The 24,053-nt window shown below is 60.0% G+C and carries 19 protein-coding genes; 5 read left to right on the top strand and 14 right to left on the bottom strand.

What is annotated here, in order from left to right; genetic code table 11:
• The first annotated feature begins 177 nt into the window (after window positions 1-177).
• The 4 genes from ACH2DG_RS02190 (at window position 178) to ACH2DG_RS02175 (ending at window position 5,102) form a co-directional block, all read left to right on the top strand.
• Window positions 178-861: a TetR family transcriptional regulator C-terminal domain-containing protein gene (locus ACH2DG_RS02190; protein WP_395024070.1), complete on the top strand. Its 684-nt coding sequence runs from the start codon at window positions 178-180 to the stop codon at window positions 859-861.
• 417 nt (window positions 862-1,278) lie between these two features.
• The gene (gene groES / locus ACH2DG_RS02185; protein ID WP_184706909.1) at window positions 1,279-1,569 is read left to right on the top strand and encodes a co-chaperone GroES; all 291 of its coding nucleotides are present in this window, start codon (window positions 1,279-1,281) and stop codon (window positions 1,567-1,569) included.
• 169 nt (window positions 1,570-1,738) lie between these two features.
• Window positions 1,739-3,382: a chaperonin GroEL gene (gene groL / locus ACH2DG_RS02180; protein ID WP_395024069.1), complete on the top strand. Its 1,644-nt coding sequence runs from the start codon at window positions 1,739-1,741 to the stop codon at window positions 3,380-3,382.
• Window positions 3,383-3,629: 247 nt separating this feature from the next.
• Window positions 3,630-5,102 carry a hypothetical protein gene (locus ACH2DG_RS02175; protein WP_395024068.1) on the top strand — a complete coding sequence of 491 codons (1,473 nt, stop codon included), beginning with the start codon at window positions 3,630-3,632 and terminating at the stop codon, window positions 5,100-5,102.
• A 111-nt stretch (window positions 5,103-5,213) separates the two neighbouring features.
• On the opposite strand, the gene ACH2DG_RS02170 is transcribed toward ACH2DG_RS02175, so the two are convergent.
• On the bottom strand, window positions 5,214-6,686 hold the full coding sequence (locus ACH2DG_RS02170; protein ID WP_395024067.1) for an amidohydrolase family protein: 1,473 nt from the start codon (window positions 6,684-6,686) through the stop codon (window positions 5,214-5,216).
• A gap of 99 nt (window positions 6,687-6,785) precedes the next feature.
• Window positions 6,786-7,757: a Bug family tripartite tricarboxylate transporter substrate binding protein gene (locus tag ACH2DG_RS02165; protein WP_395024066.1), complete on the bottom strand. Its 972-nt coding sequence runs from the start codon at window positions 7,755-7,757 to the stop codon at window positions 6,786-6,788.
• 202 nt (window positions 7,758-7,959) lie between these two features.
• Here ACH2DG_RS02165 and ACH2DG_RS02160 point away from each other — a divergent pair, with 202 nt between their 5' ends.
• Window positions 7,960-8,529 carry an HD domain-containing protein gene (locus ACH2DG_RS02160; protein WP_395024065.1) on the top strand — a complete coding sequence of 190 codons (570 nt, stop codon included), beginning with the start codon at window positions 7,960-7,962 and terminating at the stop codon, window positions 8,527-8,529.
• A 120-nt stretch (window positions 8,530-8,649) separates the two neighbouring features.
• Here ACH2DG_RS02160 and ACH2DG_RS02155 read toward each other — a convergent pair whose 3' ends face one another.
• The 12 genes from ACH2DG_RS02155 to ACH2DG_RS02100 all read right to left on the bottom strand — a co-directional run bounded on the left by ACH2DG_RS02155 (window position 8,650) and on the right by ACH2DG_RS02100 (window position 23,850).
• Window positions 8,650-9,876: a PLP-dependent aminotransferase family protein gene (locus ACH2DG_RS02155; protein WP_395024064.1), complete on the bottom strand. Its 1,227-nt coding sequence runs from the start codon at window positions 9,874-9,876 to the stop codon at window positions 8,650-8,652.
• A 219-nt stretch (window positions 9,877-10,095) separates the two neighbouring features.
• Window positions 10,096-11,544 carry an FAD-binding oxidoreductase gene (locus ACH2DG_RS02150; RefSeq protein WP_395024063.1) on the bottom strand — a complete coding sequence of 483 codons (1,449 nt, stop codon included), beginning with the start codon at window positions 11,542-11,544 and terminating at the stop codon, window positions 10,096-10,098.
• A gap of 3 nt (window positions 11,545-11,547) precedes the next feature.
• Window positions 11,548-12,936 carry a VOC family protein gene (locus ACH2DG_RS02145; protein WP_395024062.1) on the bottom strand — a complete coding sequence of 463 codons (1,389 nt, stop codon included), beginning with the start codon at window positions 12,934-12,936 and terminating at the stop codon, window positions 11,548-11,550.
• Between the two features lie 253 nt (window positions 12,937-13,189).
• Window positions 13,190-14,692 (bottom strand): xylulokinase, encoded by a 1,503-nt coding sequence (gene xylB / locus ACH2DG_RS02140; protein WP_395024061.1) that lies wholly within the window; start codon window positions 14,690-14,692, stop codon window positions 13,190-13,192.
• A 93-nt stretch (window positions 14,693-14,785) separates the two neighbouring features.
• Entirely contained in the window at window positions 14,786-15,727 is a 942-nt protein-coding gene (locus tag ACH2DG_RS02135; RefSeq protein WP_395024060.1) for an AraC family transcriptional regulator, read from the bottom strand.
• A gap of 210 nt (window positions 15,728-15,937) precedes the next feature.
• A complete protein-coding gene (locus tag ACH2DG_RS02130) occupies window positions 15,938-16,882 on the bottom strand; it encodes a carbohydrate kinase (protein WP_395024131.1) in 945 nt (314 codons plus the stop codon).
• 46 nt (window positions 16,883-16,928) lie between these two features.
• Entirely contained in the window at window positions 16,929-18,320 is a 1,392-nt protein-coding gene (gene dalD, locus ACH2DG_RS02125) for a D-arabinitol 4-dehydrogenase (RefSeq protein ID WP_395024130.1), read from the bottom strand.
• 63 nt (window positions 18,321-18,383) lie between these two features.
• Window positions 18,384-19,418 carry an ABC transporter ATP-binding protein gene (locus tag ACH2DG_RS02120; protein WP_395024059.1) on the bottom strand — a complete coding sequence of 345 codons (1,035 nt, stop codon included), beginning with the start codon at window positions 19,416-19,418 and terminating at the stop codon, window positions 18,384-18,386.
• Between the two features lie 21 nt (window positions 19,419-19,439).
• A complete protein-coding gene (locus ACH2DG_RS02115; RefSeq protein ID WP_395024058.1) occupies window positions 19,440-20,279 on the bottom strand; it encodes a carbohydrate ABC transporter permease in 840 nt (279 codons plus the stop codon).
• 10 nt (window positions 20,280-20,289) lie between these two features.
• Window positions 20,290-21,147: a carbohydrate ABC transporter permease gene (locus ACH2DG_RS02110; protein WP_395024057.1), complete on the bottom strand. Its 858-nt coding sequence runs from the start codon at window positions 21,145-21,147 to the stop codon at window positions 20,290-20,292.
• Between the two features lie 180 nt (window positions 21,148-21,327).
• Complete coding sequence (locus tag ACH2DG_RS02105; RefSeq protein WP_395024056.1) at window positions 21,328-22,644, bottom strand: ABC transporter substrate-binding protein; 1,317 nt, start codon at window positions 22,642-22,644, stop codon at window positions 21,328-21,330.
• 315 nt (window positions 22,645-22,959) lie between these two features.
• Window positions 22,960-23,850: a transporter substrate-binding domain-containing protein gene (locus ACH2DG_RS02100; RefSeq protein WP_395024055.1), complete on the bottom strand. Its 891-nt coding sequence runs from the start codon at window positions 23,848-23,850 to the stop codon at window positions 22,960-22,962.
• Window positions 23,851-24,053 lie beyond the last annotated feature (203 nt).

The following is a 24,053-nucleotide window of genomic DNA, read 5'->3' as shown; positions in this document are numbered from 1 at the left end:
ACAATTGGTCACGGACTGCTTCCGCACAGCGTGTTGACCGCCGCCCCTTCATACACCTGAAAGGCTGGGTTCATTTTGTTGTGCATCAAAGTACGCAATGGGCATGGCATCTGGCCGCACAATAGGCATGTAGGCGCCCGTCCCAACTTGTGGCGCCATCCGAGCTTGTGAGTTGCCATGTCCAGCGCGTCACCGTCCTCCACCACCTCTGCGGATTCATCTTCGGGCTACAGCCTGCTGCGTGGCCCGTCGGCGGCACGCCTGCGCAAGCAGAACCACATCCTCTCCTGCGCCGAAGAAGTGTTTGCACGCGATGGTTTCGAGGGCGCCTCGCTCGAGGCCATTGGCGCGGCCTCGGGCTTCAGCCGCCACAACCTGCTGTACTACTACCCCAGCAAGGAGGTGCTGTACCAGGCGGTCCTCGAATCGCTGCTGGACGACTGGCTTGTCCACATGACAGACCTCTCCAGAGACGGTGATCCACGCCAGCAGATCCGCGAATACATCCGCGCCAAGTTTGCGTTTTCGCGCAACCGCCCCTTTGCCAGCCAGCTGTTCACCAAGGAAATGATTGCAGGCGCCCCTTTTGCGGGCGCTGCCGTGCGCGAACGCATCGCACCGCTGCTGGCGGCCAACGTGGCCGTGTTTGAGTACTGGGCCACGCAAGGTCTAATAGCGCGGGTCGACTTCACGCACCTGATGTTCACCATCTGGGCGCTGACCCAGGGCTATGTGGACCAGCGCACCCAGTTTGCCCTGCTGCTGGGCCAAAGCCAGCTCGAACCCGCCGATTACCTGGTGGCTGAAACCCTGCTCGTGCAGATGATTGCCGCCACCCTGAAGGTCGATCTGGCGGGCTGATGGCTTCCTTCAAGAGATACGAAGGCTTCAATTCGCTCCTGTTTTAATAGCAATATGCGCCTGTACTGCAAGCGCTTGTTCTCACTTTCGCCTGAAACCCTGCAAGACCATGAGCGGTCAATGCCGATTTTTTAACCCCCCGCTCTTGAACTGTCATCAAACACCCTTATTATTAGCACTCGAAGGGGTGGAGTGCTAAAAGCCGCTAACACAACCCTTGATACGTCGTTGCTCGGCCTGGTCGTACGCCTGTACTGCCTGCGGCCTCGCGCCTCGTCTCAACCGTAAATCTACGATTTGCAGGGTTGTGTTAGCGGCTCTGGTTCACCATTCCTGACCGCTTTGCACTCAAGGCTTGGCCCTTTGCGCTGGGCCTTTTTCCATCAAAACCCGGTATTTGATATTGAAGGAGTTGTTATGAACCTGCGTCCTCTGCACGATCGCGTGATCGTTAAGCGCCTGGAAAACGAAACCAAGACGGCTTCGGGCATCTACATTCCTGACAACGCAGCGGAAAAGCCTGACCAGGGCGAAGTGCTGGCTGTCGGCCCAGGCAAGAAGAACGACAAGGGCGAAGCCATCGCCATGGGCGTGAAGGTCGGAGACCGCGTGCTGTTCGGCAAGTACTCTGGCCAGACCGTGAAGGTCGACGGCAACGAGTTGCTGGTAATGAAGGAAGAAGACTTGTTCGCTGTTGTAGAGAAATAAAGCTACTGCGCAGGCGCCAGGCGTCGTTGCGCAGTGCTCGCAATCCTCACGTACCTGAGTACGTTCCGGTTGCTGTGCTCCGTGCGCCTCGCCTACCGCCTGCTCGCGACGCTTTCTTCCCCTACAACCCATTTTTATTTCAAAGTTTTCAAGTATTGAGGAGCCAAAAATGGCAGCAAAAGACGTAGTATTCGGCGGTGAAGCACGTGCACGCATGGTTGAAGGCGTGAACATTCTGGCTAACGCCGTCAAAGTGACCCTGGGCCCCAAGGGCCGCAACGTGGTGCTCGAGCGTTCGTTCGGCGCCCCCACCGTGACCAAGGACGGCGTGTCCGTGGCCAAGGAAATCGAACTCAAGGACAAGCTGCAGAACATGGGCGCCCAGCTCGTGAAGGAAGTGGCCTCCAAGACCAACGACATCGCTGGTGACGGCACCACGACCGCTACCGTGCTGGCCCAGGCCATCGTGCGCGAAGGCTCCAAGTACGTGGCCGCCGGCCTGAACCCCATGGACCTCAAGCGCGGCATCGACAAGGCTGTCGCCGCCCTGGTGGAAGAGCTGAAGAAGCAATCCAAGGCCACCACCACCTCCAAGGAAATCGCCCAGGTCGGCTCGATCTCCGCCAACTCCGACGAATCCGTGGGCAAGATCATTGCTGACGCGATGGACAAGGTCGGCAAGGAAGGCGTGATCACCGTTGAAGAAGGCAAGTCGCTGGACAACGAACTCGACGTCGTTGAAGGCATGCAGTTCGACCGCGGCTACCTGTCGCCCTACTTCATCAACAACCCCGAAAAGCAAGCCGCGATCCTGGACAACCCCTTCGTGCTGCTGTTCGACAAGAAGATCAGCAACATCCGTGACCTGCTGCCTACGCTGGAAGCCGTGGCCAAGGCCGGTCGTCCTCTGCTGATCATTGCAGAAGACGTCGAAGGCGAAGCCCTGGCAACCCTGGTGGTCAACACCATCCGCGGCATCCTGAAGGTTGTGGCTGTGAAGGCTCCTGGCTTCGGCGACCGCCGCAAGGCCATGCTGGAAGACATCGCCATCCTGACTGGCGGCAAGGTCATCGCTGAAGAAGTGGGCCTGTCGCTGGAAAAGGTGACCCTGGAAGACCTGGGCCAAGCCCAACGCGTCGAAATCGGCAAGGAAAACACCACCATCATCGACGGTGCTGGCCAAGCTGCTGAAATCGAAGCCCGCGTCAAGCAAATCCGTGCCCAGATCGAAGAAGCGACCAGCGACTACGACCGTGAAAAACTGCAAGAGCGCGTGGCCAAGCTGGCTGGCGGTGTTGCCGTGATCAAGGTTGGCGCTGCCACCGAAGTCGAAATGAAGGAAAAGAAGGCCCGCGTGGAAGACGCACTGCACGCAACCCGTGCTGCCGTGGAAGAAGGCATTGTGGCCGGCGGTGGCGTTGCCCTGCTGCGCGCCAAGCAAGCCGTGGGCAGCCTGGCTACCGGCAATGCCGAGCAAGACGCTGGCATCAAGCTGGTGCTCAAGGCCATCGAAGCGCCTCTGCGCGAAATCGTGTCCAACGCCGGTGGCGAGCCATCGGTGGTGGTGGATGCCGTGCTCAAGGGCAACGGCAACTTCGGCTTCAACGCGGCCAACGACACCTACGGCGACATGCTGGAAATGGGCATCCTGGACCCAACGAAGGTGACCCGTACCGCCCTGCAGAATGCTGCTTCCGTGGCATCGCTGCTGTTGACCACCGAGTGCATGATCGCAGAAGCCCCCAAGGCTGAATCCGCTCCTGCCATGCCCGACATGGGCGGCATGGGTGGCATGGGCGGCATGGGCATGTAATTGCCACCGCTGTCATAGCACACCATCGGGTCTCGGCGTTCTGCGCCAGGGCCCGATAAAGAAAACCCGGCACCTTTTGGTGGCCGGGTTTTTTCATGCCTGCTTGCTGAGTGACGTTGCTGTCAATCGAGAGACTGTGTAGCGCTCAACAGACGAGCGATCTTTGCAGATTTAGCGATAAAGATGCGTTTTGATTCTGCATGGTAGATTGGGCAAAACCCCTGTTTCTGGTCCAAGCCACTAATCCATGAAAATTCTGCGCTACTGCCTCAAAGTATTAGGCTATTTGCTGGTTTTTCTCGTGCTGCTGGCCTTCAGCCTATATGCATGGGTGGTGATTGCCAACTGGAACGATGATCCGTTGAGCGAAGAAGCCAAGCAGGCCATGCAATACACGCCACCGACTCAAGCGCAATGGCAAGACAATGGATTACTCATCATCGCAGGCTTGGATGCGCCATGGGATGCCGCCGACAAAAATGCTGTAACGACCGCAGCGGAACTCGGGCGCAAACGCCTAACGCGCGAGATTGAGCGCCATGCCTGGGTGCAAGCGCATCCGACCACTACACAAGGCATGCCCCCGCTCATCGAAAGAGCAAAGAGTGGGCTCAATATCGTGCCGACCCAACTGCGCTGCCCACAAGGCGAAGCTGATTGTTTTGCATGGTACCAGCAGTACAAAACAACCATTGAATCAACCTTTCGCGCTAATCAGGCGCTGATTTTGCGACTGGATGCTGCTGCAAATGCCAAGCAATTCAGCAACCCATGGCCTCACTATCTTTATTCCGACCTTCCCCCCTATTCACTACTGAGGAGTAGCCACGAATTGTGGCTCGCCATGGCCTCCTTGGAATGGCAGAATGGAAAGCAGGCAGATGCAGTCGCGCATGTCACGCAGGCCTCCGTATTGCGCATAAAACTGGCGGCAAGCTCCAATAGCCTGATCACCAGCATGATTGCATTGGCCTTGCAGTATCAGGAGTTGCGCTGGCTGAGCAATGCAATCGCTCGTACCACGCCCGATACCTCAGGGGCGGTATCTTCAACCGTCAACGCCCTGCTTCAGACCCCTCCTCCTAGCTTGGATTCAGCGTTCGCAGGTGAAAAGCAATTCATGGCGGGCGTATATGCATCCATCAAAGACGTCAACTACAACGCGCTGATCTTGGAAAAACAGATGGGCTCGCCAGATCTTTGGGAGCGCATGGCGAACCATTTGATCAATATCGGCTTTTTACATGGTGAGACCCTCAACACAAGCATTCGAGACCTCGACCACGTAAGAAGTATCAGCCTACGTCCTGCGCATGAGCAAGACTCCGCCTATAGCCAATTCCAAGTGCAGCTGGATTCGGTAGGTGGCCCCTGTGGCAGCTCTTGGTTTGACATGCGCAATGCGGTAGGCAGATGCCTTGTCGGTATTTCTGATTCTTACTCAATCTATCTCAGATATATGCACCGAGTCTCTGACATCGAGGGCTACCGCCGACTGGTTCAGCTTCAATACCAAGCGCTGAAGGAACAACAATCTCCCGCGAATATTCCCACTTGGCTCGAAAAATCCCCCCAAGAACTTCGCAACCCCTACAACCTGCAGCCTATGCACTGGGATGTAGCCACCGATAGCTTGGTATTTGAAGGCAAAGAGAAACAAACCCAGAACCTGGATGCATCAAGTACCTATCGCGTTCAGCTCTTTAAAGTGCATCCCTGAAAAAAGCATACAAGGTGTCGTCTATCTGTGTCGCAGGCCAATTTGCCATCAATTAATTAGCATCTAACGCCACCAGATGTATGTAAACAGTCAGTTTCACCAAAAATATATTTACGCGGCCATCCCGGGACTCTTCTTCGTCGGTGCCGTGCGCTTGAGCACCGTGCCTGTGCGCGTTCCCAGGTAGGTACCCGCTTCGTAGGCGACAGCGCCATTCACGATCACACAGTCAATGCCTGCGGCGGCCTGCATCGGGTTGTCAAAGGTGGCGGTGTCGCGCACCGTGTGCGGATCGAATATGGTCACATCGGCAAAGTTGCCTTCTGCCAGCACTCCACGGCGCTCAACACCAAAGACCTGAGCGGTCAGGCCCGTCATCTTCCACACGGCTGTCTCCAGCGGAAACAGGCCTACATCGCGACTGTAGTGGCCCAGCACGCGCGGGAACGTGCCCCACAGGCGCGGATGCGGGCGCTCGTTCGACGGAATGCCGTCCGAGCCGATCATGGTGGGCTCGAAACGGAGGATGCGCTGCACATCGCGCTCGTCCATGCTGAAGTAGATGGCGCTGGCCGGTTGCAGGCGGGCCGATGCTTCGGCGCGAGAGACACCCCAGTCTTCGGCAATCTCGCCCAGCTCCTTGCCTTGCAGTTCCGGGTGCGGCTCGCTGGTGGCGATCAGTATCTTGCCGGGCAGGCGCTCTTCCTGCAGGTGCAGCATGGTGGAGCTGGCATGGTAGGGGTAGCAGTCGAGCGATACGCACTGGCAATGCATCGCCGACTCGATCTGCGGCAGGGTCTTGGCCGAATTGCCCCAGTTGGCCTGGCCCGCCAGCTTGTGGTGCGAGATGACAACGGCGGCCTGCGCACCTCTGCCAATCTGCAGGGTCTCGTCGATGGACTGCTGGCAGTGCACACCTTCGTCGCGCATATGGGTCACGTACAGCGCATCGAATTCAGCCAGGGGCTTGGCTACCTCACTCACCTCTTCAGTGGTGGCAGCTGCAGCCGGCGGGTAGTAAGTACCCGTGGAGAGTCCTACAGCGCCCGCCGCCAGCGCCTCGCGCAGCAGCGCCTGCATATGCGCAATCTCGTCCTGACTGGCTGCGCGGTTCAAATCGCTCATCGCCAGCACGCGCAGGTTGGTGTGACCCACCATGGGGATCACATTGACGGCAGGTGGCGCTGCTGTGAGTGCGGCCAGGTACTCCTTGAAGGTGGAAAACCGGGTCTTCGCGTCGCTCAGCAGATTGAGCGGCGCAGGCAAAGGCGATTCCGGCAACAGTGGCGCCACGCTGATACCGCAGTTGCCTGTCACCACCGCCGTCACGCCTTGCGACACCTTGAACTCCATCTGGGGCTGCAGCAGCAGCGCCTGGTCGTCGTGCGTATGCGAATCGATGAAGCCGGGCGCGACGATCTTGCCTGCCGCATTGATGACCTGATCAGCCGTGGCAGCCTGCAGATCGCCGATGGCCGCAATCTGGCCCGCGCGAATGCCCACATCGGCTTTGAAGCGCGGGCGCTTGCTGCCGTCAATCACTTCGCCACCGCGAATCAAAATCTCAAAATGTTGTTCTGCCATGGTGCAGCCCCGGGGTTCAATACGATGAAAACACTATAAAAACAGAAGCTGTCAGCGCATTCTGGGAAAGCGCTGACGGCCATTTTCAATCAAAAATTATCAATCCACCTTGGCACCACTGGCCTTGACCACGGCGCCCCATTGCGCGCGCTCCGAATCGGCCAGGGTCTTGAAGGCTTCCGGGGGCCCGCCCAGGGGCTTGAAAGCCATCCGGTCGAGCTGCGCGACGATCTCGGGAGTTTTGAGCACATCATTCAGTGCGGTGTTCAGCGCCATCACCACATCGCGTGGTGTACCCGGCGGTGCCACCAACCCGCCCCAGGCGTTCATCACGAAGCCGGGCACCCCGGCTTCCTGCATCGTCGGCAGATCGGGGAACTGAGGCGAGCGCTCCGTGCTGGTCACCGCCAGCGCGCGTACCTTGCCAGCCTGTACCTGCGGGGCAGCGGTTACGATGTTCTCAAAATAGAACTGCAGGCTGCCGGCCATCAGATCTCCCATGGCCTGTGGCGAGCCCTTGTAGGGGATGTGTTCCGCCGATTGCAGGCCCATCTTCGTCTTGAACAGCTCCGCTCCCAGATGGCTGGTGGTGCCGATGCCCCCCGATCCATACTGCAAGGGCTTGTCTGCCTTCTTGCCGTAGGCAACAAGCTCGGCCACCGTTCTGGCAGGCACGTTGTTGTTGACCAGCAAGAAGCTGCTGGTGGTGGCAATGCCGCCCACCATTACCAGGGTTTGCGGGTTGTAGGGCAGGCGGCTGAAAAGAAACTCGTTGGTCGTCAGCGTGGCATTGTTGCCATAGGCCAGCGTGTAGCCGTCGGGCGCAGCGCTGACCAGGGCCTGGATGCCGATATTGCCGCCCGCGCCGCCCTTGTTGTCAATCACCACAGGCTGGCCCAGTTTTTTGGACAGCTCGTTGCCGATCAGGCGCGTGAGCACATCGGGGCTGCCCCCCGCCACTCCGGGCACGATGATCTTGATCGGCTTGTCCGGGTATGCGGCCTGCGCTGCAAAGGCAGCCGCGCATGCAGCTGCCATTACCCATCGGCGTGTCCAGTTTCCTGCGGCCATGCGGCTCTCCTTGTCTGTGATCTGTCGGGCTAAACGCATGCCATGCTAGAGGCGGCTCTGCGCAAGTGCTGTCGCGCATGTGTTCCTACGCTCGCGCGTTGTGATTTGCAGCGGTTGGCAAAACACACGAAATCCCCACGCCACATGGGTACAGGCAGATCCGATAGGCTTGGTCTTGAAACAAGTTCATCCCAAAGAATCCATGACAAGCAAGAACCTCCTGGGCCAGCTGCAATTCCTGCGCGAAGCCGAGCGTCTCAAGAGCGTGCTCAGAAGCGCGCATACTTCCACCGGCAGACCGGAAAGCACCGCCGAACACAGCTGGCGGCTGTGCCTGATGGCCATGACATTCGAGCAGGAACTGGGCCCGCTCGACATGTACAAACTGCTCAAGATGTGCATCATTCACGACCTGGGCGAAGCCATTCACGGCGATATTCCCGCCATCGACAAAGGTGCACATCCCGACAAGAGCGCGCAGGAAAAAAACGATCTGCTTCAACTGAGCCAAACGCTGGAGCCCGCGCAGCAGAATGCCTTGCTGGCCCTGTGGCAGGAGTACGAAGATGCCGCCAGCCCCGAGGCCCGGGCGGTCAAGGCGCTGGACAAGCTGGAGACCATCCTGCAGCACAACCAGGGGCAGAACCCTGCGGATTTCGATTACGGCTTCAACCTCTCCTATGGTCGCCAATACACCGATGCTACGCCGCTCTTTGCCGCGCTACGCCAGGCGGTGGACGAGGACACGCGCCAAAGAATGCAGGGCAACTGACGGGTGGTGCACAAGGCGGGTGGTACCCGCCTCCGAGCAATCGCTGGCGTGAAAAGGCCCGCGATTCCATGAAAACCGCGGGCCTGGCTATGCCAAAGAGCCGAAGCCCGGAACCTGCCTTTATCGCGCCTTTTCGAATGCCTGTGCCAGGCGCTCCACGGCCTGCTCGATCTGCGCCACATCCGGTGCAGCGAAGGACAGGCGCATGGAGTGCAGATCGGCGTTGTCGGCATAAAAGGCCTTGCCGGGCACAAAGATCACATTGGCAGCAACCGCTGCATCAAACAGCTTTTGCGGATCAATGCCTTTGTCGAATGTGAGCCAGACAAACATGCCGCCCGCTGGCTGCACAAACTGCACCAGATTCCCCAATTTCGCCTTCATGCCATCGGTCAGCGCCTGCATGCGGCGCCGGTACTCGGCACAAGCCGTAGCCACCGCCTGGGCGTAGCGGCCCGACTGCAGGTAGCTCGCCGCCACCGCCTGCGCCAGCGGCGAGGTGCACAAGTCGTTGGTCTGTTTGGCCACAACGCAGCGGCGCAGCACAGCGGGATCTGCCACCATCCAGCCCACGCGCAAGCCGGGTGCCACGGTTTTGGAGAGGCTCGACAGGTATACGACTGGGTTCTCTCCTTCCACCTCGCCTCTCTGCTCTTGCAGCAGCTGCTGCGCCGCTGCATAAACCGACGCGGGGCGCTCGCCGGTAAAGGCCAGTTCGCCGTAAGGATCATCCTCCACCACGACAAAGCCGTACTGCAGTGCCAGTTGCACCAGCCTGATCCGCCGCTCCTGCGTCAGCAAGGTGCCGCACGGGTTGGAGAAATTGGGCACGGTGTAGAGGAGACGCGGACGCTCATCCGCAGGCAGCTCTTCCAGCAGCACCTGCAATGCATCCACGTTGAGGCCGTGCCCATCCACCGGCGTGCTCAGGATACGGGCACCGGCCTGGCGCAACGCCGCAATGGTGGCCGGATAGGCAGGTGTTTCCACACACACCACATCGCCGGGCTGCACCAGCACCCGCAACAACAGGTCGAAGCCCTGCTGGGAGCCGGTGGTCACCAGTACGTCGCCGGCAGCACAGCGGATGCCGCGCGCCTGGCACTGTGCGGCCAACTGCTCACGCAGTGCGGGTGAGCCTTCGGTGGCGCCATACTGCAGCGCGGTGGCTCCCGTGGTCATGGCCTGGGCCGCCGCTGCTGCGAGCCCCTCCTGGTCAAACAGGCTGGGCGATGGATAACCGCCCGCCAGCGAGATCATGCCGGGGCGGCTGAGGTAGGGAAACAGTTCGCGGATTGGCGAGCCCTGCGGATTGGCGAATGCCGGGGTGAATCGGAAAAATGACATGGTTGCGTGTCTCCTTGTTGTTCTTGAATAGGAAATCTGGTCCGTACAGGCATGCGGCACACCAGGCTCGTGCCCCGGTCACATCAAAAAACGCCCCTTTGGCGCCTGTCTCTATCGGTTTTAGGCAATTCTCATATTGCAGAGTGAGGCAAGGTGCACGCTGTCAGCGGTGCTCTTGAAAGCATCTGCCAGACTGCGCGCGCCCTATTTCCTATTTCCTTACTTGGCCACACCCAGATCCACCGTGCCGCACAGGCGCTGCGGATCGAGCCGCTCGCGCCAGCCATCGGCCCATTGCTGCAGCAGCGCAGGTGTGAATTGCCGGTAGTAAGCGATGTTGTGCGGGCCCACGCCATGCTCGGCGCTGTAGCTACCACCAAAATCCTGCACCACCATCGTGTAGATCGCATCGCGCAGGCGCTGCACCACCGCTGCGTCGTAGGGCTCAGCAGCATCCTTGCGCCAGATGACATTGAAATGCACGCCGCCATCGGCAATGTGGCCAAAGTCCACCACCGTGAGGAATGGGTAGTCGCGCGCCACCAATGCGCGGCCCTGGCGGCAGAATTCCATGATGCGCGAGCGCGGTACGGAAACGTCGAACGCAATCGGCTTGCCCAGCGCACGCGCGCCTTCGCTGATGCTGTGGCGCAGGTGCCAGAGCTCTTGCGCGTTGCCCAGCGCCGCGTTGACGATGGTCGATTCGAACTGGTCTTCTAGAAAGCCATTCAGTGCCTCCTGCAGATCCAGATTGCTGTACTTGGTGGCCGCATTGGCCTCCAGCTCGATCAGGATCGCGTAATCGGGTGCATCTTCGGGCGCAAATGGGTTGCGCAGATTGGGCACATGGTCAATGGCAGCCTGCATGGCGTTGCCGGAGATGCCTTCGAACGCGGCCAGCCAGTCGCCCAGATCACGCTCCATGGCCTGCAGCAGTTCCATCACGGCTTCGTCCGATGCGGGTACCACCAACGCTGTGGCCCGCTGCGTGGGGCGCGCATGCACCTGTATCGTGGCCTGCGTGACGATGGCGCCAGCGCCTGAGCCCCCCACCAGCAGCTGCTTCCAGTCCACGCCTGTATTGTTCTTGCGCAGCGCGCGGCCGAGCTCCACCACCTCACCAGGAGGGTCCATCAGCACGGCCTGCACCGCCATCAGGTTGGCGCGCACATCGCCGTAGCGGATCAGGCGCGTGCCGCCGGTGTTGGTGGCAATCATGCCGCCAATCGATGGATTGGCGCCCAGGTCGATGGGAAACCACAGGCCATGCGGCTCCAGCTTGTCATTCAACTCCTGCAGAGTGACGCCGGCATCCACCACCACGCTGCGGTTGGCGGCATCCACCTCGCAGGTGGCGCGCAGGCGCGACAGGTTCAGCACGATCTGCGTGCCACTCATGTCGGGCGTGCTGGCCCCCACCATGCCGGTGTTGGCTCCTTGCGGCAAGAGCGGAATCTGCTGCGCCGCGCAGAGGCGCACCACCGCCTGTACCTGCTCTACACTGGCCGGCCGCACCACCAGGCGCGCGTGGCCCTGGCCGTAGCGCGCGCCTTCTTCGTAAGCGGACATATCGGCCCCCTGCAGCACACCGCTAGCGCCCACGATGGCATGCAGCTCGGCCAGCAGCGCCGTGTTGTCCGCTGTATTGACTGCCTCGGTTGCACTCATGACTCAGGCCACGCTTTCTGCAGCATTGGCAGACAGTGCTGCGCGGACAGCACGCAGCGACTCATCCTGCATCGATTGGTACAACGCAATCTCGTCGTGCACCTTGGCCCCCAGGTCGGCTTCGAAAGCCTGTTGGGCCTGGTTGGCCGCGTAATGCTTCTGCTCTTCGCCGCCCAGGTTGGACTGGAAGATGCCTGCCGCACTGACGGGCAGAAAATCTTCGTACACGATGGGCTCGACGCGGACAACGCCGCTTGCGATCAGCGCTTCGATATCGGTATCAGCGGCATCTGGGGGCAGGTCCGCATCGGTGTTTTGCAGCACATAGCGGTAAAAGGCCAGGCCCTGCTGGCGCATCGCTTCGTGCGTGTCGGGGAAGGCCGCAAACGCCGTCTGCAGGCGATCCTGGTAGTTGGTACTGGCGCTGCCGGCATTGCCCATGCTGCGCACATTGGCCAGCAGCTCGTCATACAGCGCACGGCCCTTGCGGGTAAGCGCCACGCCGCGCTGTTCAATCTCGCCAAAGCGCGCGGTGTGGGTGCCCTGGTCACTGCCGCCGCCGGGAAAGTTCACCTTTTCCTGCAGCGCCTTGAAGCTGGTCTGGCGCAGCAGAATCGGGCAATTGCGGCGCGGCGGACCTTCGACCACGTCCTTGGCATCCATGCCATGCTGCGGCATGCCCGCCTGTGCAACATCGATGTCCAGCGTACGCGGCGTCAGGTGGTTGATGTGCGGGCCCTTGAAGCAGACCACATCGGCAATCAGGCGGTGCGCCTTGTGCAGCTTGTCGTAGGTGGCCGCGTCGACAGTGGCCTCGCTGTGCCAGCGGAAGGTTTCCAGCGCCTCGTTCACAAACTCGGTGGCTTCGGCGTCCGTCAGGCCACCAGCGGCTTCATGCTGCGCAACCAGTGCCAGCGCCCGTTCCGTGAAGATATTGCGTTTGGCCAGAATGGCGGCTGCCTCATTGCGCAAATCGGCATCGGCGATCAGGTCCAGGCGCAGCAGCGAGGTGAACACCCGAAACGGATTGCGGTTGAGCGACTGTGTGGCGACCGGCCGGAAGGCGGTGGAATGCACAGGCACACCGGCCACCGACAGATCGTAGTAGCCCACGGCTTCCATGCCCATCACGGCGAACAGGCGGCGCAGTGTCGACAGCTCCTGCTGCGTGCCGACGCGAATGGCGCCATGGCGCTCCACATCCAGGCGCGCCAATTCATCGGCCTGCTGCATGGCTGCCGCCAGCTGTGGCTGCGCCTGCAACACCTGCCCGTTCACGTCGGCCACCAGGTCGATCAAGGAGCCGTATTGCGGCACTTCCTCGCGGTACATATCGGACATGGCGCGTGAAAAGCGCGCGCGAACTTCATCGGGGTGAACAAACGCAGTCATTGAAAGTATCAATTCAATAGCAGAAAAATAAGACAGGATGGGCAGGAATGGAAATTTTCATTCCATTGATCAGGCACTACCATTCACTGCGCATGATGCTAGAAGCCGCCTTGTCCGAGGTCAAACGACAATAGCGCGCGACTTTGTTCCAAATACGCACAATATCGAGGCGGGTTCAGCGCGCCGCATATACCTCTGCAGCGCGCATCGGCTGCTGCCAGGGCTATTGGAACCTGGTGATCGGTGCAGACAATTATTGGCTTTCCAAGCCACCAACGCCGCCCGCTTCTGGCGTGAAGTGCGCTCGCAGTCCGGCATACAAGGCCTTGAACCGCATATGCCGCCTCTGGTGGCTCTCAGCCTTCGTGAAATCGGGTTCAAAGCGCTGCCGCACCGCAGGGGTAGTACACACGGCGCTCGCCTTGCCTCCATCGGCCAGGTGCGCCAAACGGGCTGCTCCCAGCGCCCCGCCGGCTTCGCCCCCCTTGTGCAAGGTGAGTGGTGCTTCAAGGATGTCCGCCAGCAATTGCGCCCACCAGGCGCTGCGTGCGCCCCCGCCCACCAGCGCCAGTGCACCGGCAGGCCGCTCCAGCGTATCCAGGCCATCGCGCAGGCCCATGCTCACACCCTCCACAACGGCGTACGCCAGGTCTGCCCGGCCATGCGCCTGGGTCAGGCCAAACAGAACGCCTTGTGCGTGGGGATCGTTGTGGGGAGAACGCTCTCCGCAGAGGTAGGGAAGAAACAGCGGAGCATGTGCACGAGCGTTGGTGTCCAGCGACGCTGCAGCGGCGAGCAGCGCAGCTTCGTCCTGGAAACCCAGCGTGCCAACGGCCCACCGCACGGCACTCGCCGCCGAAAGCATGACCGACATCTGGTGCCAGCGGCCCGGCACAGCATGGCAGAAGGCATGCACGGCCTGCTCGGGGTTCGGGGCAAAGTGCTGGCCTGCGATGAAGATCACCCCCGACGTACCGAGGGAGACAAACCCCTGCCCCGGATTGACCGCACCCATGCCAACCGCGCTGGCAGCATTGTCGCCACCGCCCCCCGCAATCACCACGCCACTCTTGTGCGCTGTGCCGACACCCCAGCGCCTGGCCAGTTCCGGCCGAAGCCAGGCTGCAGCGTCGCTGCCTTCCACCAGCTTCGGCATGTGCGCCCTTGTAAGGCCGGTGGCAGCCAACAGCTCATCCGACCAATCGCGCTGCCCAACATCCAGCCACAGGGTGCCGGAGGCATCCGACATGTCGCTCACCGCATCGCCGCTGAGCAGCAGCCGCAACCAATCCTTGGGCAATAGCACGCGAGCGATGCGGGCGAACAGTGCGGGCTCCATCTCACGCATCCACAACAGCTTGGGCGCCGTGAAGCCAGGCATGGCCAGATTGCCTGCAATGCGGGTCAGGTGAGGCACACGCTGGCAGAGTTTGATGCACTGCGGGGCGCTGCGGCCATCGTTCCACAATATGGCGGGGCGCAACACTGTGCCCGCAGCATCGAGCGCTACAGCACCATGCATCTGCCCTGACAGGCCGATGCCTCTGACCTTGGCCAAGGCATCCGTGTGAAGCCCGCCCAGCGCGGCCATCACCACCTCCAGGGCCTGTGCCCATTGGCTGGGGTGTTGTTCCGACCACAGCGGCTGTGGGTGATCGACCGAAAGCGGCGCATCTGCGATGCCAACGATGTCGCCCTCATCCGTCAGCAGCAAGGCCTTCAGCGCAGATGTGCCCAGATCCAGCCCAAGATACATGGGTTCAATCCTTCATACAAAGAGAGACGGCGTTGCGCAATCTGTGCATGCAATGTCTTGCCAGCCATTCGCAGCTCTGGCGCTGGTGCACCATCAGCGCTGGCCTCCGAACCGGTGGTCTGCCTGCCGCCGGAACTCGGTCGGCGTCATGCCCTTGATCTCCAGAAAGCGGCGATTGAAGTTGGCCACATTGTTGAAGCCCACCTGGTAGCAAATGTCCGTGACATAGTGGTCCGTCTGCATCAGCAAGTGGCATGCATTGTTGATGCGCACGCGATTGACAAAATCGGTAAAGCTGTTGCCGGTGGAGCGGCGAAAGAATCGAGAAAAGCGCGATTCCGTCATACCCAGCTCCGCCGCCAGATCGCCCATGCTGATCGAGCTGCCCACATCGGTGGTGATGCGATCAACGATCCGGCTGATCTGGTCTTGCTCTGCGCCGCCGTCACCTTGCATTTGCACGGTGGACAACAGCCGATAATCCGTGCATTGCGTCAGATCGGCCATGAGCTCGCAGAAGTGGCCAAAGCGCCGAATGCCACGCGATGCCTTGATCAAGTCCCAGTGCGCGCGGGCACGCTCGGACACGCCAAAGAACTCCACGCCATGGCGTGCGCGGCTCAGGAGTTGCATTACATCATGCAACTCGGGAATGCTCTCGCCTGCGCTTTGCAGGGGTTCGTGGAGAAACTGGATAACCAGATCGCGCTCTTCCACCGTTTTTCCACCCGTGTCCAGCGATATCCAGTTGTGTGGCAGTCGTGGCCCGCACAACACCAGATGGCCCGGCTCAAACGGGCCGATCCAGTCTCCGATAAAGGCTTTTCCCGATGTTGCCGTGATGAGGTGCAGTTCGTACTCATCATGGAAATGCCAGCGTGCCAATGGCGTGGGAAAGCCATGCGCCAGACAACGCACCAGGCCGGCCTCTTCAGGCGTTTCATAGCCTAGTGCCGGGGAGCGCAGAAACTCACGCTCCAATTCTGGTTGGCGCTGGCGAGGGCGTATCTGGACAGGATGTGGAAATGCGCTCATGGCGACATCAAAGCCGGGAAATCACAAGGCCGCCATCAAATTCTGGGGCCACAGTGCACGGATGTGCCAGCCGCTTTGCGGACCAGGATTGCGTTGCTCCATGAAACTTTGTCTTCCCTTCTATTTCTGCCAAACGGTATCTGCAGCTGTACCCCAAGGTCTTTGCTTGTGCTGGGATGAGAGACTGCAGGCAAGCAACGCCAGCTCCATTTACGCATTGCTCCCGCTCGCCAGCAATGCATCCACTTCCACGCGGCGCGGCGGATCGGCGCCTTCACGCATGCAGTTGATGGCGGCTGCCGCAGTGGCAAACTTCAGAACATCCCGCCAGCACTCGGAGGACAATGCCGCCAAGGCTGCAACATCTTCAACCCCACGCTCCAGCAAAGCCACCGACAGGCCCGCAGCAAAGGTATCACCTGCACCAATGGTATCAGCCACTTCGACGGTCGGCGATGCAACATTCAATGGCGTTGTGCCCGGGCGATACAGCGTTGCCCCTTCTCCGCCGCGCGTGATGACTATGGCACGCGGCCCAAGCCGCAAGCAATCGGCCGCCACATCGGCGAGCCCCCGCCCGGGCATCAGCAGTGCCGCATCTTCATCACTCATCTTGACCACATCGGCGGCGGCAAACCATCGTTCGCAACGCTTGCGCCAGCTGAGAGGATCGGCGATCAGGCTGGGCCGTGCATTCGGGTCGAACAACACCATGCGCTGGCCGCGTTGTGCTTGTACGAATTCGGTAATACGGGTGGCTGCCGGCTCCTGAAGCAGCGCGATCGATCCAAAATGCAGCCAGCGGCAACTGTCGGGCAGAAGGGGCAGCTCCACTGGCGACCAGAGCGTGTCTGCCGTACCCTGCATGTAAAAGGCATAGCGGTTGCTTGTGGTCGTTCGCTCCACAAAGGCCAGCGTGCTGGGCGCGTCGCTGCGCAGCACAAAACGGGTGTCGATGCCGTTGGCTTGCAGATAAGCCAGCAGACGCTCGCCAAACAGATCGGTCGAGAGCTGGGTGACAAAACCTGTCGGTTGCCCCAGCCGCGCGCAGGCCACCGCACTGTTGGTGAGCGCGCCACCTTCGTGCCCCTGGAAAACCAGTCCACTGGCAGCGGTAAAGTCGATCAGCGATTCGCCGATGAAAACGATGCGCATTGAAGCTGTCATACAAGCCCCCCTGTCAGGCCAGTCCATGCCTGTATCATGCTGCGGCCTGCAACTGTGCAACCCGGCTGGCTGCGCGGCGCACAGCCTCTGTCAGACGCGCATCGCCTGCGATATCGCCCCACAAAATCTTGTCGGCGCACAGCGCCTCCACAGGGTCGGTGGCAGCGCAGATGGCATGCGCTACCGCTGTATTCATGCTCTGGTCCTGGTAGGTATAGCTCAACTGCCCTGTATGCCAGCGCTGTAGAACGGCAAGAAACAGGGCAGGCAGCATGGCCACGCTGTCGATGTTTGCATGCACTGCCAGGCGCTCGCGTACGGTGGGTGCAATGAAGCCCGGAATTTTGGCAAAGCCATCGGCAGCCACACGCTGGTTGGTGTCACGGATGGCGGGGTTGGAAAAACGCTCCAGCACCACATCCCGGTAGGCAGGCAAGTCGACGGGACTGGCGTGACCGGGTTGGCTCAGGCAGGGAATGGCATCGTTGGTGGCATAGTCGTAAGCCATCTGGCGAATGGCCGGCGTACGCACGCCTTCGTGGATGTATTGCAGACCGCGGAGCGTAGCGGCCCATGCGATACAGCTATGGCTGGCGTTGAGAATGCGGATCTTGGCTTCTTCATATGGCTGCACGGATTGCACCAGTTCCACACCCACGCGCTCCCAGGCCGGGCGACCAGCAATGAAATCATCCTCGATCACCCACTGAATGAAGCTCTCTGCGGTGACTGGCGCTGCATCATCCCAGCCAGTGGCGTGACGCACGCGGCCCCGCAAGTCGGCGGGCGGGCGCGGCGTGATGCGATCCACCATGGTGTTGGGGCTGGCCGTATGCGCCTGGGCCCACGCCAGCAGCGGCGCATCTCCAGCGTATTCAATAAAATCCAGCAGCCCGGCACGAAAGCGCTCGCCGTTGTGGCGCAGATTGTCGCAATTGAGCAGCGTCACCGGCCCGGCCTTGGCCGCCATGCGCGCGCGCAGAATGGCGGTGATCGCGCCATAGATTGTCGTGCCTTCTGCGCGCAATTGTCCGCGCCGTGCGCATTCCAGATCTACCACCAGGTCGGGGTAGCTCAGATCCAGCCGATGCTCGTGGTTCAGGTAATAGCCCGCCTCAGTGACGGTGAACGAGATGATGCGTGTAGCCGGATCGGCTCCTCGGGCCAGCATGGCGGCCTGACCCGGTACATAAGGAATGATCTCCTGAATGGCTTCGATGCGCTCGTAGCGGTACTCGCCTGCGGGAGACACGGTTTCCAGCGTGTAAGCGCCCTCCTGCGAATGCAGCGCATTCAATACGTCAGCCATGTCAGGCCGTAGATTGGCGCCAGCCAGCGACCATTGCATATCGCCCGCCCCGCGCAATGCCTGCAAGTACGCTGCTTGATGCGCGCGATGAAAGGAGCCCAATCCCAGATGAAGCACCACCAAACCGGCGGGTGCAGGAGAAGATTTCACAAAGACCTCCCAGAAATTCTGACTAAAAAATCACGCAACGGAAAGGCTGCGGCCGTCCCGGTTGAACAGGTGCAGCATCGATGGATCCACCTCCACACCCACACCGTCGCCCGCATGCAGCGTTGTGCGATCGTTCTGACGCGCCACCATGGTGATGCCATCGATGTTCACGTGGATCAGCGTGTCTGCCCCCAGCGCTTCCACCAGTTCCACACGCCCCGGCATACCGCTGGTTGCGCCTGGGTGGATGCGAACGCTCTCGGGCCGCACGCCGACAAATCCGTCTGCCGGCAATCGGCCGTCACTCAGCTGCGACACCGTGGGCAACGCGTTGGCTGGCAGCATGTTCATCGATGGCATGCCGATGAACTGTGCAACGAACTGGTTGGCCGGGCGGTCGTACAGTCCAAGCGGCGATCCCACCTGCTCGATCAGCCCGTCCTTGAACACCACCACCTTGTCTGCCAGGGTCATGGCTTCCACCTGGTCGTGCGTCACGTAGATCGTCGTGGCGCCCAATGATTCGTGCAGCTTCTTGATCTCTACCCGTGTATTGCCGCGCAACGCAGCGTCCAGGTTGGAGAGCGGCTCATCAAACAAAAAGACCTTGGGTGCGCGCACGATGGCACGCCCGATGGCCACGCGCTGGCGCTGACCACCCGAAAGCTCTTTGGGCGTGCGCTGCAGGTACTTGGAGAGATTGAGCTTGTCGGCCGCAGCTTCGACTTTCTGCCGGATCTCCTGCGCAGGAACTTTGGCAAGCTTGAGCGCAAAGGACATGTTGTCGAACACACTCATGTGCGGATAAAGTGCGTAGCTCTGGAACACCATCGCCAGATCCCGCTTACCCGAGGGGAGGTGGGTGATGTCACGCCCATCCAGCAGCATCTGCCCGCTGCTGACCGGCTCCAGGCCGGCAATCAGGCGCAGCAAGGTCGATTTGCCGCAGCCTGACGGGCCGACGAAGACGATGAACTCGCCTTGTTCAATCGACAGATCCACCCCCTTGATGATGTGCGCATCGCCAAAGCTCTTCTGGATATTTTTGAGTTGGAGGAAAGCCATGATGTTGTCTCCATCTTGCGGTTACTTGACCGCACCAAAGGTGAGGCCCTGAACCAGTTGTTTCTGCGAAAACCAGCCAAAAACCACGATAGGGGCAATGGCCATCAGCGAAGCCGCCGACAGCTTGGCCCAGAACAGGCCCTCCGGGCTCGAGTACGACGCGATCAGCGTGGCCAGCGTGCCTGCCTTGGCCGATGTGAGGTTCAGCGCCCAGAAAGCCTCGTTCCAGCTCAGAACCAGACACAGCAGGCCACAGGAGGCCATGCCGCCCACCATGAGCGGCATCACCACATGGCGGAACTCCATCCACAGCGTGGCACCATCCATGCGTGCAGCTTCCAGAATTTCGTGCGGAATGTCCTTGAGGCTGGTGTAGAGCATCCACACCATGATGGGCAGATTGGAGAGGGTAAATACCACGATCAATGCAGGCAGGCTGTCGAGCATGCCTGCGGTCTGCGCCAACACATAGACAGGCACCAGCGCACCGACCGCGGGCATCATCTTGGTCGAGAGCATCCACATCAGGATGTCGCGCGTCTTTCTGGTACGGAAGAAAGCCATCGAATAGGCCGCAGGCAATGCAATCGCCAGACCGATGAGGGTAGAGGCCACACTGGTGACAAGCGAGTTGCGCGCATACAGCAGGTAATCGCTGCGGCGCTGTACTTCGGCAAAATTTTCCAGCGATGGCTCAAAGACGAAGAGCGGCGGCACGGCAATGGCCTGCAACTCTGTCTTGAACGCCGTGAGAAACAGCCAGCCAAGCGGAAAGAACAGCAGCAGCGAAACCGCCCATGCAGTCGCCGTTCGGGCCAAGGTGGGAACAAGAGTGCGGAGCGCAAAGGGGTGGGATGACATGCAGGGCTCCTCAATCCAGGTTTTTTCCGATGATGCGAATCAAGAAAGCCGCGACGATATTGGCCAGCACCACTGCAAAAAGCGCACCGGCAGAGGCCACACCCACGTCAAAATTGAGCAGCGACTGCTTGAAGATCATGTAGGTGATATTCGTGCTGGCATTACCCGGGCCGCCACCGGTGGTGATGGCGATCTCGGCAAAGACCGAGAGCAGAAAGATCATCTCGATCATGATGACCACCGCCATCGGCCGCCCCAGATGCGGAAGCATGAGGTAGAAGAAGCGCTGCGGTCCACTCGCGCCATCCATGCGCGCAGCTTCCATCTGGTCGCGATCCAGCGACTGAAGCGAAGTGATGAAGATCAAGCATGCGAAGGGCAGCCACTGCCAGGACACCATGATGATGATCGACAGCAAGGGCCAGTCGGTAAGCCAGTCGACCGGTTCTGCCCCGAAGCTGCGCCACAGATCGGCCAGAATCCCGTAGATCGGATTCATCATCATGTGCTTCCACAACAGCGCATTGACCGCGGGCATGACGAAAAAGGGCGAGATCAGCAACACCCGCACGACTCCGCGCCCCGGAAAAGGCTCGTTGACAAGGAGCGCCAGCAGCACTCCCAGCACTACGGTGATTCCGATCACGCTGCCAATGAGCAGCAGCGTGTTCCACACGGCGGGCCAGAAATCGGGATCGGTGACGAAGTACTGAAAATTTTCAATACCCGAAAAACTGCGCTCACCCGGTTGCATCAGGTTGTAGTTGATGAACGAGAAATACAGCGTCATCAACAGTGGCACGATCATCCAGAGAAGGAGCGCAATCACGGCAGGCGCCATCAGGGCGCGGGGCAGCAGACGTTGCATAGGGCATTCCGGCTAACAACAATGAACATGAGCGCGAGAGCTGGCGGGGCGCATCAACCTACAGGCTCCAGCCTCTTCTCAAACGCTTTGTCTCTATCCCCGCAGCAGCCAAGGCTGCAGGGATATGACAGGTGCGCATCCCACAGGGAGTGCACAAGCAAGCAAGAAGCACGGATGCGCTTACTTGTAGTAACCGCCCTTCTTCATTTCACGCTCGGCCATCGCCTGCGACGTCTTGAGCGCCTGCTCGACCGGTACTTTGCCCGCGAGTGCCGCGCTCATCTGCTGGCCCACTGCAACGCCAATGGCCTGAAACTCGGGAATGGCCGCGTACTGCACGCCCGCATAGGGCGATGGAAGCAATGTGTTCTCTCCGGCATTGGGGTTGGCCGCATCGATGGAGCGCTTCTCTGCTGCGGCGAACCCGGCGACCTTCTGGAACTCCGGATTCGCGTACGTCGATTTGCGCGTACCCGTAGGTACTGCCCTCCAGCCGTGCTCCCTGGCAACCAGGTTGATGTAATCCTTGGAGGTAGCCCACCGGATGAACTTCTGCGCTGCCTCGCCCTTGGATGAACTGGCTGGAATGGCCAGATTCCACGACCACAGCCAATTGGCCCCCTTGGGGGTGACAGCCACCGGCGCCTGCGCATATGCCACCTTGTCGGCCACCTTTGATTGCTTGGGATCGGAGATGAAAGAAGCAGCAATGGTCGCATCTACCCATTGGGCGCACTTTCCTTCATTGAAGAGCGCCAGGTTTTCGTTGAAGCTGTTGGCCGATGCGCCCGGCGGGCCATTCTTTTTCATCAGATCGACGTAAAAGCCGATTGCATCCTTCCATGGCTGGGTGTCGATCTGCGGTTTCCAGGCCATGTCGAACCACTGCCCACCGTTGGTATTGACCAGGGTGGTCAGAAGCGCCATGTTGTCGCCCCAACCAGGTTTGCCGCGAAGGCAGATGCCATATACACCCGCCTTGGGGTCGTTGGCCTTGGTCGCAAAATCCTTGACCTCTGTCCAAGTCGGCGGATCGCTGAACTTGACGCCCGCCTTGTCAGCAAGATCCTTGCGGTACATGAGCATGGAGCTTTCTGCGTAGAAGGGAGCCGCATACAGTTGCCCCTGGTAGCTTAGGCCATTGCGGATGGCGGGCAACAGGTCGTCCGCGTCATAGGCGGCATCGGTCGCTATGGGTTTGAGCCAGCCTTTCTTCGACCAGATCGGCGCTTCGTACAGGCCAATGGTCATCACATCGAACTGCCCACCTTTGGTAGCGATATCGGTCGTCACACGCTGACGCAGGGTTCCCTCCTCCAGCGTCACCCACTTGAGCTTGATCTCAGGATTGGCCTTTTCGAAGAAGGGTGTGAGCTTCTGCATCTCGATCATGTGGCCGTTGTTCACGGTGGCAATGACGAGCTCAGTGTCCGCATGGACATCGAATCCAGCAGTGGCGAGAACAAGCACGAGGCAAGCTGGGGCAAAACGCTTCATGACATCTCCTAGGTGTTTTGTATGACCAAGGATTGTCCGCATGCCCAGTTACGAGTTCGGTACCATTTACTCCAGAACCTATACTTTCTTGCATCAACGCAATAGGGTATTCCCTTTTTTTCGAGATACAAATACAGATCAAAGTTACGCAACAGCTCTCTATTGCGACGACATTTGCACGGTCTGCATGGTCTGAAAGTCTTTCAACGCCACCTCCTTCGCATCCATACAAGCTCTGTGGATCGGATGCTGACAGCGCCTGGCAACAAAAAACCCAGCCAAAGCTGGGTTTGCAATCAAGCCAGGGAGAGGGCCTTACTGGTCGGCGTAGGCTTCCAAGGGCTTGTCGTTGGGTTCCTGGATGAGTTTCTTCAGCGTGTCGCTCATCGGCAGATTCAAGGCCATGTTCTTGGGCGGAATCGGCTGCATGAACCACTTGTCATACACCTTGGCCAGCTCGCCGGATTTCATCAGCTTGGTCAGGCTGTCGTCCACCGCCTTCTTGAAAGCGGGGTCGTCCTTGCGGAACAGGATGGCAATGGGCTCGGAGCCCAGCACTTCTCCCACGATCTTGTAGCCCTTGGGATTGGCGGAGTTGGCAATCACGCCTGCCAGCAGGTTGTCATCCAGCACAAAGGCATCGGCACGGCCGGATTCGAGCAGCATGAAGCTCTCGAAATGGTCCTTGCCCAAGGTAGTGGGCAGGTTGACGTTGTTGTCCTTGCCAAACTTGCGCAGCAACTGCACAGCCGTGGTGCCTGCCGAGGCGGCCACATTCTTGCCGTCAAGCTGCTTGAGGCTGATGATGGTGGAATCTGCCTTGACGGCTGCACGCACCTGACTCACATAGGTTGTCACCGCAAACGACACCTGCTTTTGGCGGGTGAGGTTGTTGGTCGTGGGGCCGCAGCCGATATCCACCGTGCCGTTCTGCACCAGCGGCATGGTGTTCTGTGCGGTCAATGCCATGTATTCGATCTTGGCATTGGGCGCGATTTCCTTGAGCACGCGCTCGCACAGTTCCACGTGGTAGCCGCCAAAGGTCTGGTTGGAGCCGATGGCATAGGCCATGGGTGCCGAGCTTTCGCGCACGCCCATCACCACCTTGCCAGCGCTGTTGATCTTGTCGAATGTGCTTTGCGCCATGGCTGCGCCGCCTGCGGCCACGGCCATCGCCGCCACCGCCATCTTGATGCTGAACTTCATTATTGGAATCCCCTTGGAAATGACGAATGCAGCAGTCCGGTCAATCGCCAGGCTGCCGCGCCAGTTTTGTCAGTGTGCTGTCGGCTCTGCGCGCCGACTATCCAGAAAAGCCCCGAGCAGGAGCCAAACTGAAAAGTTGCGTTCGCGCAATAACTGATCAAGTATTCCAGAGACTGAAGGGATTCCCAAACGCCGATTCGGAA

The sequence above is a fragment of the Comamonas odontotermitis genome, assembly GCF_040396735.1.
Taxonomy (GTDB): domain Bacteria; phylum Pseudomonadota; class Gammaproteobacteria; order Burkholderiales; family Burkholderiaceae_C; genus Comamonas; species Comamonas odontotermitis_C.
Note: the sequence above shows the minus strand (reverse complement) of the source record. Positions and strands in the feature narration are given on the sequence as shown.

Excerpts from the sequence above, each read along its gene's own strand:
- ACH2DG_RS02155 (WP_395024064.1), bottom strand. The coding sequence starts at position 9,876 with ATGTCATTTTTCCGATTCACCCCGGCATTCGCCAATCCGCAGGGCTCG.
- ACH2DG_RS02175 (WP_395024068.1), top strand. The coding sequence starts at position 3,630 with ATGAAAATTCTGCGCTACTGCCTCAAAGTATTAGGCTATTTGCTGGTT.
- ACH2DG_RS02130 (WP_395024131.1), bottom strand. The coding sequence starts at position 16,882 with ATGCGCATCGTTTTCATCGGCGAATCGCTGATCGACTTTACCGCTGCC.
- ACH2DG_RS02115 (WP_395024058.1), bottom strand. The coding sequence starts at position 20,279 with ATGTCATCCCACCCCTTTGCGCTCCGCACTCTTGTTCCCACCTTGGCC.
- ACH2DG_RS02170 (WP_395024067.1), bottom strand. The coding sequence starts at position 6,686 with ATGGCAGAACAACATTTTGAGATTTTGATTCGCGGTGGCGAAGTGATT.
- ACH2DG_RS02190 (WP_395024070.1), top strand. The coding sequence starts at position 178 with ATGTCCAGCGCGTCACCGTCCTCCACCACCTCTGCGGATTCATCTTCG.
- ACH2DG_RS02100 (WP_395024055.1), bottom strand. The coding sequence starts at position 23,850 with ATGAAGTTCAGCATCAAGATGGCGGTGGCGGCGATGGCCGTGGCCGCA.
- ACH2DG_RS02160 (WP_395024065.1), top strand. The coding sequence starts at position 7,960 with ATGACAAGCAAGAACCTCCTGGGCCAGCTGCAATTCCTGCGCGAAGCC.
- ACH2DG_RS02135 (WP_395024060.1), bottom strand. The coding sequence starts at position 15,727 with ATGAGCGCATTTCCACATCCTGTCCAGATACGCCCTCGCCAGCGCCAA.
- ACH2DG_RS02165 (WP_395024066.1), bottom strand. The coding sequence starts at position 7,757 with ATGGCCGCAGGAAACTGGACACGCCGATGGGTAATGGCAGCTGCATGC.
- ACH2DG_RS02110 (WP_395024057.1), bottom strand. The coding sequence starts at position 21,147 with ATGCAACGTCTGCTGCCCCGCGCCCTGATGGCGCCTGCCGTGATTGCG.
- ACH2DG_RS02145 (WP_395024062.1), bottom strand. The coding sequence starts at position 12,936 with ATGACTGCGTTTGTTCACCCCGATGAAGTTCGCGCGCGCTTTTCACGC.
- xylB (WP_395024061.1), bottom strand. The coding sequence starts at position 14,692 with ATGTATCTTGGGCTGGATCTGGGCACATCTGCGCTGAAGGCCTTGCTG.
- groES (WP_184706909.1), top strand. The coding sequence starts at position 1,279 with ATGAACCTGCGTCCTCTGCACGATCGCGTGATCGTTAAGCGCCTGGAA.
- ACH2DG_RS02105 (WP_395024056.1), bottom strand. The coding sequence starts at position 22,644 with ATGAAGCGTTTTGCCCCAGCTTGCCTCGTGCTTGTTCTCGCCACTGCT.
- groL (WP_395024069.1), top strand. The coding sequence starts at position 1,739 with ATGGCAGCAAAAGACGTAGTATTCGGCGGTGAAGCACGTGCACGCATG.
- ACH2DG_RS02120 (WP_395024059.1), bottom strand. The coding sequence starts at position 19,418 with ATGGCTTTCCTCCAACTCAAAAATATCCAGAAGAGCTTTGGCGATGCG.
- ACH2DG_RS02150 (WP_395024063.1), bottom strand. The coding sequence starts at position 11,544 with ATGAGTGCAACCGAGGCAGTCAATACAGCGGACAACACGGCGCTGCTG.